The sequence below is a fragment of the Desulfitibacter alkalitolerans DSM 16504 genome (assembly GCF_000620305.1).
Taxonomy (GTDB): domain Bacteria; phylum Bacillota; class DSM-16504; order Desulfitibacterales; family Desulfitibacteraceae; genus Desulfitibacter; species Desulfitibacter alkalitolerans.
In genome coordinates, this window is record NZ_JHVU01000031.1 from 1 (window position 1) to 14702 (window position 14702).

General features: G+C 40.3%; 13 protein-coding genes and 1 riboswitch. All 13 genes read right to left on the reverse strand.

Translation table 11 applies throughout. The features are described 5' to 3' along the window. Positions 1-135: 135 nt before the first annotated feature. Positions 136-1317 carry a phosphoglycerate kinase gene (locus K364_RS0104830; protein WP_028307076.1) on the reverse strand — a complete coding sequence of 394 codons (1182 nt, stop codon included), beginning with the start codon at positions 1315-1317 and terminating at the stop codon, positions 136-138. Between the two features lie 149 nt (positions 1318-1466). Continuing rightward, positions 1467-2465: a type I glyceraldehyde-3-phosphate dehydrogenase gene (gene gap / locus K364_RS0104835; protein WP_028307077.1), complete on the reverse strand. Its 999-nt coding sequence runs from the start codon at positions 2463-2465 to the stop codon at positions 1467-1469. Between the two features lie 252 nt (positions 2466-2717). Then, the gene (locus K364_RS0104840) at positions 2718-3311 is read right to left on the reverse strand and encodes a glycerol-3-phosphate responsive antiterminator (RefSeq protein ID WP_242841656.1); all 594 of its coding nucleotides are present in this window, start codon (positions 3309-3311) and stop codon (positions 2718-2720) included. Between the two features lie 132 nt (positions 3312-3443). Continuing rightward, the gene (locus K364_RS0104845) at positions 3444-4466 is read right to left on the reverse strand and encodes a sugar kinase (protein WP_028307079.1); all 1023 of its coding nucleotides are present in this window, start codon (positions 4464-4466) and stop codon (positions 3444-3446) included. Positions 4467-4546: 80 nt separating this feature from the next. Then, complete coding sequence (locus K364_RS0104850) at positions 4547-5173, reverse strand: bifunctional 2-keto-4-hydroxyglutarate aldolase/2-keto-3-deoxy-6-phosphogluconate aldolase (RefSeq protein WP_422857201.1); 627 nt, start codon at positions 5171-5173, stop codon at positions 4547-4549. 119 nt (positions 5174-5292) lie between these two features. Then, on the reverse strand, positions 5293-6054 hold the full coding sequence (locus K364_RS0104855) for an IclR family transcriptional regulator (protein WP_028307081.1): 762 nt from the start codon (positions 6052-6054) through the stop codon (positions 5293-5295). Positions 6055-6196: 142 nt separating this feature from the next. Beyond that, positions 6197-7513: a cyclic 2,3-diphosphoglycerate synthase gene (locus K364_RS0104860; protein WP_035268084.1), complete on the reverse strand. Its 1317-nt coding sequence runs from the start codon at positions 7511-7513 to the stop codon at positions 6197-6199. 95 nt (positions 7514-7608) lie between these two features. Continuing rightward, entirely contained in the window at positions 7609-8508 is a 900-nt protein-coding gene (locus K364_RS0104865; RefSeq protein ID WP_169734739.1) for a 1,4-dihydroxy-2-naphthoate polyprenyltransferase, read from the reverse strand. Positions 8509-8604: 96 nt separating this feature from the next. After that, positions 8605-9555, reverse strand: coding sequence for an aldo/keto reductase (locus K364_RS0104870; RefSeq protein ID WP_028307084.1), 951 nt, complete (start codon positions 9553-9555; stop codon positions 8605-8607). A 180-nt stretch (positions 9556-9735) separates the two neighbouring features. Continuing rightward, positions 9736-9900, reverse strand: a complete 165-nt coding sequence (locus K364_RS26580) for a hypothetical protein (RefSeq protein WP_156946401.1) — start codon at positions 9898-9900, stop codon at positions 9736-9738. Between the two features lie 109 nt (positions 9901-10009). After that, positions 10010-10087, reverse strand: a riboswitch (glycine riboswitch). A gap of 250 nt (positions 10088-10337) precedes the next feature. Next, positions 10338-11330 carry an HlyD family secretion protein gene (locus K364_RS0104890; RefSeq protein WP_028307085.1) on the reverse strand — a complete coding sequence of 331 codons (993 nt, stop codon included), beginning with the start codon at positions 11328-11330 and terminating at the stop codon, positions 10338-10340. Next, positions 11327-12004: an ABC transporter ATP-binding protein gene (locus K364_RS0104895; RefSeq protein WP_035268086.1), complete on the reverse strand. Its 678-nt coding sequence runs from the start codon at positions 12002-12004 to the stop codon at positions 11327-11329. Before K364_RS0104895 ends, K364_RS0104890 begins: the two co-directional genes overlap by 4 nt. A 105-nt stretch (positions 12005-12109) precedes the next feature. Continuing rightward, a complete protein-coding gene (locus K364_RS0104900) occupies positions 12110-14599 on the reverse strand; it encodes an ABC transporter permease (protein ID WP_028307087.1) in 2490 nt (829 codons plus the stop codon). Between the last annotated feature and the right edge of the window lie 103 nt (positions 14600-14702).

Below are 14702 nucleotides of genomic sequence, written 5' to 3' on the forward strand. Positions count from 1 at the left end.
CTCTTAATGTCTTTTCTTCTCTAAGTCCAAGGATAATTACTGGTACTGGACTGGATGTGTGGGCTGTATGGGGTGTGCCTTTTTCTTCTTCAACCGTTGCTGCTGGGTTGTCGCCTTTAATGATGACTACTATTTTTACTTATCCTTAAGGGCGGCCACTCCAGGCAGCACCTTTCCTTCTAAAAATTCTAATGAAGCTCCTCCACCTGTAGAAATATGATAAATAGAGTGGGCAACGCCAACCTTTTCCACAGCTGCTACTGAGTCTCCACCACCTATGATGGTTTTACCTTCACATTCTGCCATGGCTTTTGCAACCACCTCTGTTCCCCTTGCAAATTTATCTATTTCAAATACTCCCATTGGTCCATTCCAGAGTACAAGGGCTGAGTTTCTTATGATCTGGGCAAAGGCTTCTGCTGATGCCGGACCTATGTCAAGTGCTTTATAGCCTTCTGGCACATCCCCCCGTATTACCTGGGTTTGGGCTTCTTCGTTCATTTCTTGTGCTATGACCATGTCTACTGGCAACAGGAGGTTAACCCCAAGGGTATTAGCTTTTTCTTCTATTGCCTTTGCCAGCTCCAGCTTGTCTTCTTCTACTAAGGAATCAGCCATATTAACTCCTCTTGACTTCAGGAAGGTGTTGGCCATGCCCCCTCCTATTATGAGGTTATCTACTTTGTTTACAAGGTTTTCTAAGACTGCTATTTTGTCTGATACTTTTGCTCCTCCTATTATTGCTGTGAAGGGCCGGGCCGGGGTTTCTAATGCTTCTGTTAAAACTGACAATTCTTTTTCAAGGAGTAGTCCGGCTACTGCCGGTATGTATTCTGCTACTCCTACTGTGGAGGAGTGGGCCCTGTGGGCTGCTCCAAAGGCATCATTGACAAATACTTCTCCAAGGGCTGCTAATTCTTTTGATAGCTCCTTATCATTTTTCGTTTCTCCTGGGTAAAAGCGTGTGTTTTCCAACAGAAGTATTTCTCCACTTTTTAATTCTTTTGCCATTTGCTTTGTTTCCTGTGATGTGCAATCCTTAGCTTGTTTTACTTCTTTATGTAATAGTTCAGATAGCCTTTTTGCTACTGGTTCCATGCTGTATTTTGCTTCATATTTTCCTTCTGGTCTTCCCAGGTGGGACATTAGTATGATTCTACAGCCCTGGTCCATGAGGTATTGTATTGTGGACAGGGCTGCTCTGATTCTTGTGTCATCTGTGACGTTTCTTTGGGAATCTAATGGCACGTTAAAGTCAACTCTTACTAGTACGCTTTTTTCTTTTAGGTCAATGTCTTTTATAGTTGCCTTGTTCATTAATATTTTACCTCCTAGTGATAATTGGGTTTTGCAACTATCCAGGTACGAAAACTTACTGTTTAGGTACAGGGTCATATGGTCTTTGGTAAATGGAAACACCGTCTTGTTCTTTAAAATACCAGCCAGCGGAACCGTCCCCCCGGTTGTTATTTCATCATGTATTTGGCCAGGTCTACTACTCTGCAGGAGTATCCCCATTCATTGTCGTACCAGGCAAGGACTTTAACCTGGGTGGATTCCATGACCATTGTGGATAGGCCGTCTATTATGGAGGATAGTTGGCTGCCGTTATAGTCTTTTGATACTAAGGGCAGCATGTTGAAGTCTAATATGCCCTTCATTGGTCCCTTTGCTGCTTCTTCTAAGGCTTTGTTTACTTCTTCTACGTTTGTTGGCTTTTCTACTTCTACTACCAGGTCTACTACTGATACGTTTGCTGTTGGTACCCTCATGGCAAAGCCGTTTAGTTTTCCTTTTAGTTCTGGTAGTACTAAACCTACTGCCTTGGCTGCTCCTGTTGTGGTTGGTATGATTGATAAGCCGCAGGCTCTTGCTCTTCTTAGGTCTTTATGGGCCTGGTCCAGGTTTCTCTGGTCATTGGTGTAGGCATGTACTGTTGTCATTACTCCGTATTTTATTTTGAAGTTATCATGCAGCACCTTGGCTACCGGAGCCAAACAGTTTGTTGTGCAGGATGCGTTGGATACTATTTTATGGTTGTCAGGGTCATAGATTCCTTCGTTTACTCCCATTACTATGGTTGCGTCTTCGTTTTTAGCCGGTGCTGAGATGATAACCTTTTTTGCTCCGCCGTCCAGGTGGGCCTTGGCTTTTTTGGCATCTGTGAATACGCCTGTGGATTCTACCACCACGTCTACTCCTAATTCTCCCCAGGGGATTTGTGCGGGGTCTTTTTCTGCATAGACCTTAACTGGCTTGCCGTTTACTAGAAATGAGCCTTCTCCTACTTCTACTTCTGCATCCCATACTCCATGTACTGAATCGTACTTGAGCAGATGGGCATTGGTTTCTGCGTCTGTTAGGTCATTTACTGCTACTACTTCTACCATGGGATCTTTTTCTGCTATTCTGTGTACAAGTCTACCTATTCTTCCAAATCCATTAATACCGATTTTAATTGTCATTGCTTGCAACTCCCTTCGTATTTTTTATTGTTTTTACAATATAAAAAACCACGATGAAAACACCTGGCCCAAGCCAGCTTTTTCACGTGGTAGTCTCGTCATTTTCTCTAACCACTAATATCAAGTTTTTCAGTCAATTGTATTGTACATACATTTACTGCATTTTTCAATAGATATTATTTTGTTTTATGATTAGGATTTAAGTAGTATTAATTAAGCTTATTATTTCTTTATATGGACTTGTTTTGGTTACTAAAGGTTCCATAAGGTTCTGAGACTGGTAGTAATGGCGCAGAAACCATTGTCTAATACTTGAGCTGCTTCCTCTTCTGTTCTAACAAGGCCTCCAGCAAGCACTGGTACCCCAAGCTCGCTAATTATATCCTCCAGATAATATTTGGGCAAATAGGCAGGCATAACCTCTATAGCATGGGGTTTGGCCACCTTGGCCATGCTGATACCTGTTTTTACTGCTTCACTATCTACAGCAAATATCCTTTGGACAGCTAAGATACCCTCTTTTTTTGCTGCCTTTATTAATGGTACTTTAGTGGTGATAATACCCTGCACACCAATGGCCTTTGCTAAAAACTTTATTCCTACAGCGTCTTTGCCCAGCCCTTCTATTAAATCCAAATGAACAAAAACCGTCTTGCCCTTATTGTCTGCCCCGGCCACTATCTTTTTCAGCTGAAAGATATCGCAGTTTAGAACAAAAATAGTTTTTATTTTATCATGATTTAGCACTTCGGGTATATCATCCATACGCCGAACACAGGCCACTACTTTCTGCCCTTTAATAACTTCTATAAAAGTGTTTGACTCAAAACCCTTTTCTTTATCCACAATTTTTCCGCTCCTTTCCAATAAGATAACATATAGTTAGGTTTTTTAATAGTAAAATCCCCAGCAAATACTGGGGTTCTTACTATTGTATAGAAAGGAGGAGGATTTTGCTTTCATCTAATTATCTTTGTCTTACCGCTGAACCCTACCTGAGCCGTCACCTTTCATTAGGGTTTCTACCTCTTCTTTAGTTACCAGGTTAAAGTCGCCTGGGATGGTATGCTTCAGTGCCGAGGCAGCAACTGCAAACTCCAGGCTGTCCTGGGGACCCATTTCAGTTAAAAGACCATATATTAAACCACCTGCAAAGGAGTCACCACCACCAACCCTGTCTACAATATGGATATTGTAATGTTTGGACCAGTAAGACTTGTTATTAGAATAGAGCATTGCCGACCAGCCATTTACTGAGGCTGAATGACTTTCTCTTAAAGTAATTGCTGCACATTTAAAGTTAAACCTCTCACAGAGCTGCTTGGCCACATCTTCGTAGGCAGCATGGTCTAACTCACCCCTGGTAACATCTGTTTCTGCTGCTTTAATGCCAAAGACCACTTCTGCATCCTCTTCGTTACCAATACAAACATCCACATATTCCATTAAACCTGCCATGACCTGTCCGGCTTTTTCGGGACTCCAGAGCTTCTTCCTGTAATTCAAATCTACAGATACTGTAACTCCCATTGCTTTGGCGGCCTTACAGGCCTCCAGTGTCACCTGGGCCATCTGGTCACTTAAGGCTGGAGTAATACCTGTAAAGTGAAACCAGTCACAGTTTTTAAATATCTCCTGCCAGTTAAAGTCAGCCGCTGTTGCTTCCGCAATTGCTGACCCGGCTCTATCATAGATAACCTTGGAGGGTCTCTGGGATGCCCCTGTTTCTAAGAAATAAATTCCCAACCTGCTGCCGCCTCTAGCTATATATGTAGTATCTACTCCATATCTTCTTAGAGCATTAACTGCACTCTGGCCAATTTCATTTTTAGGCACCTTGGTTACAAAGCTGGCATCCAAACCAAAATTGGCTAAAGAAATGCTAACATTTGCCTCTCCTCCGGCATAGCACACGTCAAAGCTATCACATTGAACAAATCTTTGGTATCCAGGAGTGGATAGACGCAGCATAATTTCTCCAAATGTCACTACTTTTTTCATATTGTACAGACCCCCTGTTTAGTAAATTTAAAAAATTATTAAGAGATAAATTAAGATAAATATATGACTTAAAGATAAGATTATAAGCTTCTGGCTTCCCTGATTTTTTCTACAAATTGTTTAGCAGTTTCAGTTACTTTTAAATAGTCTCCAGTTTTTGCTCCAGATGTCAGCTCACTTCCCACACCAACTGCAACACAACCATTTTCTATCCATACATGAACGTTATTAAGGCTTACACCACCTGTAGGCATGATATTGGCCTGGGGCAGGGGTCCCTTAACCGCCTTGACAAATTCTGGTCCCAAACTGTTGCCTGGAAATAGCTTTACAATGTCCGCCCCGGCTTCCATGGCAGTGATAATTTCATTTATTGTCATGCAGCCTGGGAAATATGGTATTTGATATCTATTACATAATTTAGCAGTTTCAAGATCAAATGCAGGACTAACTATAAACTCTGCACCTGCTAGAATGGCAATCCTTGCTGTATGACTATCCAGGACTGTACCTGCCCCTAGTATTAAAGAACTGCCTGAAAAGTCCTTTTTCAATGTCTCAATGGCCTTGTCTGCTCGTGGAGTAGTAAAGGTAACCTCAATAGCTGAAACTCCACCTTCAAGACAGGCTTCAGATGTCTTGGCAGCTTTTTCCGGACTATCTGCCCTGATAACTGCAACTACCCCCGCTGAAATAACTTTTTGCATAATATTAATTTTAGGAAGCACTGGAATTCCTCCTTTTAAAGATTTATAGGGACTAGATTAATTAGTTTCATTATATGGTATTTAGTTTCATTAGTCAAAACAAAAATTAACCCGGCACATTATTTTCTATAGCCGAGCTCATTGGATATTTGTTCACTTGTCTCTATAAGAAGTTTGGCAAAGCTTTGCATTTTCTCGCCGGTTATCCTGGAGGTTGGTCCCGATATACTAATGGCAGCATTGGGAGCCCCGGTGTAATCAAAAATGGCTGTTCCAATGCAGGTTACCCCTAACTCATTCTCTTCCTTATCTACTGCATAGCCCTGTGCTTTAACTAGTTCTAGCTCTTTCATTAAGTCATCTAAATCTGTTATTGTGTTAGGTGTATTCTTATTAATTGTACTCTTTTCCCATATTTCCATTATTTCTGAAGGTGATAGGCTGGCTAATATAGCCTTTCCTACTGCGGTACAATACATGGGGCTTTTCATGCCGATATATGAATGCATACGAATGGTATTTAAGGTTTCTGCTTTATATACATATATTACTTCCGCACCCTCTGGCACAACTAAATGTATAACTTCATTTGTTTTATCATTAAGAGTTGATATATGGTGTTTGGCAGCTGAAACAATATCCATGCTTTTTATTTTTTTACTTCCCAACTCAAATAATTTAAAGGTAAGCTGATATTTGCTAGTTTCTAAATTCTGTTTGACATATCCATTTTGCATTAGAGAACCTAATAAACGGTGAACAGTGCTTTTATGAAGATTTGTTATTGCAGATATTTCTGTTATTCTTAACCCATCTGGATAATCAGACAATACTTCAAGGATGGTCAAGGCTCTTTCTACAGTTTGTACAGCTTCACTCACAGCCAGATCCCTTCTTTCGGTTTCTGTTTTAATCTACTTCTTGCTAATTTTTTATGTCAACCACTGCTGGCATTCCCAGGGGCACTACTAGTCTAGAGCCCTGCATTTTGAGCAGGGCCCTTAACATTTTTGACTATGATGGTTATAGATTTAATTTTTGGCGTAAGAGGCCCTCTAGATTTGGCTCTCCAATTTCCTGAAGCTCGTAACGAACTCTTATTGCCGGCTTTTCAATATTTATTAGACGTCTGAGGTCTATTGGTGTTCCTATTACAACCACATCAGCCTCAGCTTTTGCTATTGTTTCTTCAAGTTCCTCCCTTTGCTCCTTGCCATAACCCATGGCAGGAAGAATATTTGATAAATGACTATACGCATTAAAGGTTTCTCGTATGCTGCCCTGTGCATAGGGTCTTGGATCAACCAGTTCAGCTGCACCATATTTGCGCGCTGCAATGGCACCTGCACCGTAGGTCATGTCCCCGTGGGTCAAGGTTGGGCCATCTTCAACTACAAGAACCTTCTTGCCACTAAGAATTCCATAGTTTTCTACAAAAATGGGTGATGCAGCATCAACAATTACTGCATTTGGATTGGTGCTGCGAATGTTGCTGCGAACCTTTTCAACATTTTCAAGGGAGCTTGTTTCAATTTTATTAATTATAACAATATCTGCCATTCTTAGGTTTGCTTCACCTGGATGGTAATTCAACTCATCTCCTGGTCTATGAGGATCCACAAGGGTTATGTGGACATCTGGTTTGAAAAATGGCAAATCGTTATTTCCCCCATCCCAAAGAACTACATCTGCCTCTTTTTGAGCTTGATCAAGTATTTGCTGGTAGTCAACCCCTGCATATACAACGAAGCCTTGTGCTAAATGAGGTTCATATTCTTCTCTTTCTTCAATAGTACAATTATGCTTGTCTAGATCCTCATATGAAGCGAAACGCTGACAGGCCTGCTTTTCAAGATCTCCATAAGGCATGGGGTGACGTACAACTACTACTTTTTTGCCTAGCTCCTTTAGCACCTTTGCAACCCTACGTGTAGTTTGGCTTTTGCCCACTCCTGTTCGAACAGCACAAACTGCTACAATTGGAACACTGCTTTTAAGCATAGTTGTGTCAGGTCCCATTAAGCGAAAATCAGCTCCTGCTGCTAAAACGGTAGATGCCTTTGCCATAACAGTATTATGGGATACATCACTATAAGCAAATACTACCTGATTAACTTCATATTCCTTAATCAATGAAACTAGATCCTTCTCATCATAGATTGGTATGCCTTGAGGATATAGTTCTCCTGCCAGGGAAGCTGGATACCTTCTGCCATCAATATTTGGAATTTGTGTAGCTGTAAATGCTGCTACCTCATAGTTGCTGTTATTTCTAAAATAAGTGTTAAAGTTATGAAAGTCTCTTCCAGCCGCCCCCATTATTATTACCTTTTGTTTCATTATGAGACTCCTTTCTAAAATAGGAAAATATATGTATTCCAAACTATTTTAATATATTTTTGTTATTATTTAAATAAGCCAAAAGCTATTTGTTTCTACAAAATTAGCCCAAGGGCTAACAAGGCGCTATAAAAGAACAGCAGGTTTGCAGTTTTTCCAAGGGTAGGGTTTAATTGTGCACCTTCGTGTTCTTGAAGTTCCTTAACCCTTTTTATTGCCATGGGAATAGTAAAAAGGGGCAGAAAGGCCCAGATATTTTCAAGCATCAGCATTAATGCACATAGATAACCCACCACTAAAAGAAATATGTACTGATATATGCAGAAGCCATGACCAAAGCGGACTGCTAAAGTTCTTTTACCTACCCTTGCATCAGTATGGCGATCACGGGTGTTATTGACAACTAGTATATTGGTAGCCAGGGCACCTACGCCAATTGCTGCTATCACAGCAAAAAAGGTAATCTCCTTTGCCTGAAGATAATAGGTTCCTACAACTGCCACCAGACCAAAAAAAATGAACACTGCCACATCACCCAGTCCATTATAGGCCAGGGCAAAGGGGCCCGCCGTATACATAACTGCTGCTGCAATACAAAAAATACCTATTATAAAAAATATTATTCCCCCAATATAGGTAAGATATAGCCCAACAAGGAGGGCTGCTAATAGGACAGTTATGGTTCCTATCAGCATTTGTTTAGGTGTGATTAAACCAGATGCCACGGCTCTTTTTGGACCTACCCTGTCAGCCCTGTCCGTTCCCTTTTTATAATCAAACAAATCATTAGCATAGTTTGAGCCTATTTGTAAAAGGGTAGCTAAAACCAAACACGCAATTGTTATCACCAAAGAAAAGGCCAGGTCTTTATAGGCTAGTGCCGACCCTACCATTACAGGAGCAATTGCAGCAGGTAGAGTTCTAGGTCTTGCAGCCATAATCCAATGGCTTAACTGCGGGAATTTTCCACTTTGATATTGTTTTTTAATAATCAATTGTTCTGCCCCCAACAAATCGTTCATATTATAGTTTTTTCTATATTGATGCTTTCAAAAAACAACCAGTAGAACCGTCCCTCTGGTTTTTTCCTCTTATATCATTCGGATGGCGAATTCAGGACAGGCAGGATAACAGTAGCCACAAAGTATACAGTTATCATGATCTACCACTACCATATTTCCCCCCATTTCCAGGGCACCATTGGGACATGCGTTTATACAAATTCCACATTTTTTACAGAGAAAGTCCCAGACAAATATTTTCTTGGTGTTTTTTAATGCAGGCAGCATTTCAGAATTTACAATTTCATCATTAAATATTTTTAGATTTAATTTAAGTTCTTCCTCTTTTATCATGCCCACGGCAACTGAATCCATTCCCTTGAGATTCCTTACAAAGCTAACTGCTTCAAACAACTGGTCAATTAATGTTCCTCCGGCTAAGGCCTTCATTGCATACAATCCCTTTCCAGCTAATGCACATTTTTCAACAGCTTTAGCCATATCTTCAGCAGTACCATTTAATATTCCCCTGCTGCTCTTATTAATCAATGGATGGACTATATCAATTTCAGGTATAGTTGAGGCCAGTTCAACCACTTCAACATTATGTGTAGCTATGCCTGCGGCACGAACATAACCCTTTTCCCTGTAGTCCAGGATACATTGCAGGGCATTTTCCCTCTCTTTGAAAACTTCAGTGCTTGCCCTGGCAGCATGCATGTGAAATATATCAATTACATCTCTCTTTAAAGCTTTAAGAGCACCCTGGATAGCCGTTTCCATTCCTTTATAGTCCGTTGCCATGGATTTTGAGGCTATGACAACTTCGCCAGAGAAGCCTTCAATTCCTTTTAAAATATGCTCATAGGTTCCATACAATTCAGCTGTATCCATAAAATTGATGCCACTTTCCAGGCCCTGCCTGATCAAGGTGCCTCCCTCTTCCGGGGAGATATTTGCCTGCATGGGACCCATGGGCAATACTCCAAAGCATAGTTGGGAGACTGTAATATCTGTCAAACCTAGCTTGCTATATTTCATTGCTTCCACCTCCTACATGGTACACTACTTATCCATTTTATCATAAAATCTTAAAGGCTGTACCCCTAGCTTTTTATTAATATCATTACAACCATCCCCACAACAATGGTGGCCAGGATTTTTAGTAAAAATAAAGTTTTAAACCCAGGTGGCGGGAGCCTCCCTGGGTTTATCTTTAAACTAACCTACCAACTTCAATTCTCTGCTCTCTGCAGCTACACCTTTTTCTTCATAAAGCATACATTCTGACGATAGGCACTCTTCACAGAACAATTTTCTTTCCATTTTTTCATCTGCATAACATTGACCAAAAACAATAGACTCCATAAAAAACATTTCTTTCATTCCAGAATCCTCCCTTTATTGATTTTTAGCTTTAGAGAAAATAAAAAATCAAGGCTAAAACCTTGACCTCTGGAATGGACAAACTTAAAAAAGAATAATTTCTTTTTCAACCTTTGCCCCTGTCCTTTTGCCTGAGAGAATTACTCCTTCGGCGCCTGATAATGCAGGTCTCTCCAGAGGTACGTCCCGAAATGGTCTCCATTACCTGCTGGTAAAACCTGAGAGTTTCGAGCATAAGCCCTTGCCCCTTCGGTCGACACCTTGCGTCATTTCCCACTTCGTTCATCCGTAGCTATTTAATTGAAAGAATTATACGCTATAGACGTTGTCTATGTCAATTGTTTTGTTAAGCTTTTGCTCAACTTTGCTATTAAACTTTCTTATTAAATCATTTTGGAGCTTAATATTTGCTCGCTAAGTTAGGGCTACCTTGACCCTTACTTTTCAATCTCCACATCCACATTAAATCCGGGCAGCAGGAAATAGTCATTGTTCTTTATTTCAATCTCAACAGGTATAATGGTTTCTCCCTTTCTTTCAATAGCTCGCCCTGCTATATTAATAACTGTTCCTTCATAACTCTTGCTGCGGTCTGCAAGGGGTGTAATGGCAGCTTTAGCCCCAATTTTCAGATGGCCAATAAACTCTTCAGAAACGTCAGCTTCAACTATGATTGTATCCAGGTCTATAATACTAAGAAGCTTTTTTCCTTGAACAATCTGGTCACCTGGAAAATAGCCTGGATCAAGGATGACGCCCTTGTCAACGTTGGCCACAATTTGGTTATGGCTAATATAGTCCTTCTTTAACTTATTTCTCATATTTGCAAGGTCGTTCTCCAGGAGGGCTATTTTTTGTTTCTGCAGCTGGATTTCCGGACTGCTGGTGTTGGCACTGCCCAGGGATAACTCCAGGTTTCTTACAGCCTTTTCATTTTCCTGGACGGCTTTAGAGTAACCATCTAACTCAGACTTTGTTATTACACCTTCCTGGTAAAGCATTTCATTTTTATTTAGCTCATCTACAGCCCTTTCATATAGGCTCTGGGCATATTTTAAATCATTTGATAACTTGCGTTGATTGTTTTCAAGCCTTTCAAGCTCAATTCTTTCCATGTTTATTTCCCTTTGTTTTTTTGAAATCTCCAGGTTGTAGTCATCAATATCCAGTACTGCAATGACATCTCCCCTTTGTACAATATCTCCATCCTTAACCATGATTTTGTCCAGATTTGCAGCAAAATCTATGGTAATGTTATAGGTATCACTTGCCCTGACTACCCCAAAGGCAAAAATCTTGTTCTGGTATTCCTCAAATACCGCTGCATTGTCCTGAGGCACTTCATTCTTGTTTTGACCGCAAGCAGCTGCAACTATCGTTAAAAAGAATAAGAGTAATATGATTCCCATGGACTTTCTTTGGTTTTTCATGAATTCCACACCTTCCCATCTCTTACATTAATAATTCTATTACCATATTCAGCAGACTCTAATGAGTGGGTTACCTGAACTATGGTTTTATGCTTTTCCCTGTTTATCCTTTGGAGGAGCTCTAATGCCTCACCAGTTGTTTTGGAGTCCAGGTTTCCAGTTGGTTCGTCAGCTAAAACTATTTCTGGTTGATTAATTAGTGCCCTGGCAATGGCCACCCTCTGCTGCTGGCCGCCTGACAATTCTCTTGGAGTATGCCTGCGCCTGTCCAACAGACCAACAGTTTCCAGTATTTCCTCTAATGGCTCTTGATAGTTTTTAAGCTTCTTGCCATCCAGCAGAACTGGCAAGAGGACGTTTTCTTCAACATTAAGGTTTGGTATTAAATTGTAAAACTGAAATACAAAACCAATTGACTGGCGCCTCATGGCACTTTCATCTTTATCCTTCATTGCCCCAATATCCCTGCCTAGAATCTTTATTTGCCCGCTGGTTGGCTTATCCAGACCTCCAAGTAGATACAGGAGGGTGCTTTTGCCCGATCCTGAAGGACCCATTATTGAAACAAACTCTTCTTTATCAATGGTTAAATCTATGCCCTTTAATACTTCTAAACTAACATCCCCTAACTGAAAGGTTTTGCAAACATTAATTGCCTCTATTACTACACCCAACACAACTCCCCCTCTCCTTAACCTGCTTCTTTCTCAATAAACAGCATCCAGGCCTCAGGTAAAGTTTTACTCTATCTGAAGCTTATTAACGAAACTGCCAATTTGTTATTCATACTTCAATGAGGAAACTATACTCATTTTGGAGGTTTTCAATGCAGGACTAATTGATGCCACAACTGACACCCCAACACCTGCTATAACTGCAAGCCAAAAAACTGTAAAATCATACTGCATGGTACCACTTAGACCCATGCTGCGCAGCAAGTATGAAATTGTGTTAATTCCCATAATGCCGCCAATCACACCTATAATCCCTGCTATTAGCCCACCAGACAAGGCCTCAATGAACAGCATCTTTTGTGTTTGCTTGATGCTCATGCCAATTGACCGTAAAACTGCAAAGGATCTTCTGCGCTCCATAAAGCTGATTATGTAATTGTTAAGTACTCCAAAGATACCAATGACAATGGTTACATATGAAAAACCATCCAGGAGCAAAAAAAGCTGACTGTTCATCTGGTAATTTCTTTGGACTATGTTCTCAACGGTGTCATTCCAAAAGGGTGTCCTGCTGTATTTTCTATTGATCTTCTGCTGAACAAGCTTGGGATCGTTGTTGGTTTTTATGTAAACCATGTTGTAGTACTGCTCATTCATATCAAGCCTCAAATACCTATCAGACATGATAACATAGTTCCCGTTGTTTTCTATGGTGCTGGTAAAGCCAATGATTTGATAGGGGACATCTCCTCTGGGAGTCTTTAGGGTCATTATGTCATTTTCCTTGAGTCCCAAGAGTTTTTTAATATGAGTTGAAACAATAATATACCTGCCTGAATTTAACTTCTTGACTGCTTCCCCAGGCCCTCCAGGGACTTCTATATTCATGAAATCAAAGAACCTTTCATTAATACCTTCTAAAGTCCAAACTATATAGTCTGTTCCGACTACCTCCACGTTTCTTGTCATTAGGGCGCCATAGGTGTCCTCCACTCCTGCAACGCTTCTTAGCCCTGCCTCTGTGTGTCTATCAGCCATCTGGGGTGCTGCAAGTATTTCAAACTTCCAGTTTCTAAAAAATGATGTAACCTCAGTCATTACACTAACACCCACAATTTTCACTATTAAAATACAGGTAATGCCTATGTACAATAATGCAATATTATTTATGATATTTTTATTATTTCGTAGGTTTTTGAGAGCCAAGAGACCTTCATTTCCAAAAAGCCCTGCAAATAACCCTTCCATGACCTTGATTAAGGTATTTATAATTAGCGGCAAGAGCATTATTATGCCAGTTATACCAAGGAGCATTGACACTGTTGACAGGGGCATAACCAGATTGTAGGGAAGCAGGGGAGGTATGAGCATGGAAAGGCCTACAAATATTAATCCCAGCATGTATTTATATTTCCTAGGTTTTTTCTTGTTTTCAATGTTGTTCAAAACAATGTCCTTTACAGGAATTTTGGCCACCTTCCAGATTGGAATAAAGGCACTTGAGAAGGATAAAACAACTGCCAGGGCAAAGGTAGTCAGCACTTGTGCCGGTGTATATACTACATGGGTGGTTATGCCCTGCAGCCAGGAAGGAGTAGTCAGCTTTGCCATGACATGCAGCACTCCTATACCAAGAAAGGACCCTGTTATTCCGCCAATTATACCGTAAACAATACTTTCAACTAGAAATACCGTATTGACCATTTTTCGAGTTGCTCCCACACTTCTAAAGGTGCCTATTACTGGTATTCTTTCATAGGCAATTACTTTAAAGGAAGTATAGATAATAAAGATACTGATAAGTATTACAATGGCAACCATCATTATAAATGGCTGTGTTATTTGATTTGTATATTCCTTGATATCTGCTTCTCTGATTGTTTCTGTTACAGTATAACGAGGATACTCTTGTGCCAACCTTTCTATAAAACTGTTCTTTTGTGATCCGTCCAGAAGCTTTATATAAATTGTATTAGATTTGCCCCTTACTTGATTTAGTGAATTTATGTATTCCTTGGGCACCACGGCATATGTATTTCTACCATCCTCCAGGAATAGACCTGTAGGCTGTGCAATGCCCACGATTTTGAAGTGAATCCTTTGGCCATGCACATCTAAAGCCAGGTTTTCCCCAATTTCAAGCCCATACTTTTGGGCAGTATCTCTACTGATAATTACTTTTCTTCCCGAAAAGGGTTCAATTCCAGCCTGCTCAGACAGCACTAATGTATGCATTGTGCTTAGCTCATCCAATTCATAGCCAAGGATGTTAAACCGCAGCACCTCATCCCTTGATACCTTGTAAACACCACTTCCATGCATGACACCTACAGCATATTCCAGTTCATCAGCAAAAGAATTAAGCTGATAGTCAGGAATAAATGCTGATGGGGAGTTCTGGTTTGGATAGATCATTATCTCAGCTGTTCCATAATACTTGGTCAAATATTGCGTATAGGTTTTTTCTATGGTCTTTGATAGGCCAGTTGAGCCAAAGTATAGTGCAGCTGACAGCATGACGGATAAAATAATTAGAAAGGTTCTTAGCTTTTTTTCTTTAATATTGCGCAATGTAAATTTAAGAATAATATCCACAAATTCATCTCCCAAAGATAGCTGTAGAGTAAAGCCCATGTTTTATTAAGACATCTAAATAAAACATCTAAACCAAAGCAAAGCTTAGCTTGTGCTATAAGGT

What these genes read in the sequence shown, in the direction of transcription:
- K364_RS0104830 (WP_028307076.1), bottom strand. Translation starts at nt 1,317, where the DNA reads ATGAACAAGGCAACTATAAAAGACATTGACCTAAAAGAAAAAAGCGTA.
- gap (WP_028307077.1), bottom strand. Translation starts at nt 2,465, where the DNA reads ATGACAATTAAAATCGGTATTAATGGATTTGGAAGAATAGGTAGACTT.
- K364_RS0104845 (WP_028307079.1), bottom strand. Translation starts at nt 4,466, where the DNA reads ATGAAAAAAGTAGTGACATTTGGAGAAATTATGCTGCGTCTATCCACT.
- K364_RS0104850 (WP_422857201.1), bottom strand. Translation starts at nt 5,173, where the DNA reads ATGCAAAAAGTTATTTCAGCGGGGGTAGTTGCAGTTATCAGGGCAGAT.
- K364_RS0104860 (WP_035268084.1), bottom strand. Translation starts at nt 7,513, where the DNA reads ATGAAACAAAAGGTAATAATAATGGGGGCGGCTGGAAGAGACTTTCAT.
- K364_RS0104870 (WP_028307084.1), bottom strand. Translation starts at nt 9,555, where the DNA reads ATGAAATATAGCAAGCTAGGTTTGACAGATATTACAGTCTCCCAACTA.
- K364_RS26580 (WP_156946401.1), bottom strand. Translation starts at nt 9,900, where the DNA reads ATGAAAGAAATGTTTTTTATGGAGTCTATTGTTTTTGGTCAATGTTAT.
- K364_RS0104890 (WP_028307085.1), bottom strand. Translation starts at nt 11,330, where the DNA reads ATGAAAAACCAAAGAAAGTCCATGGGAATCATATTACTCTTATTCTTT.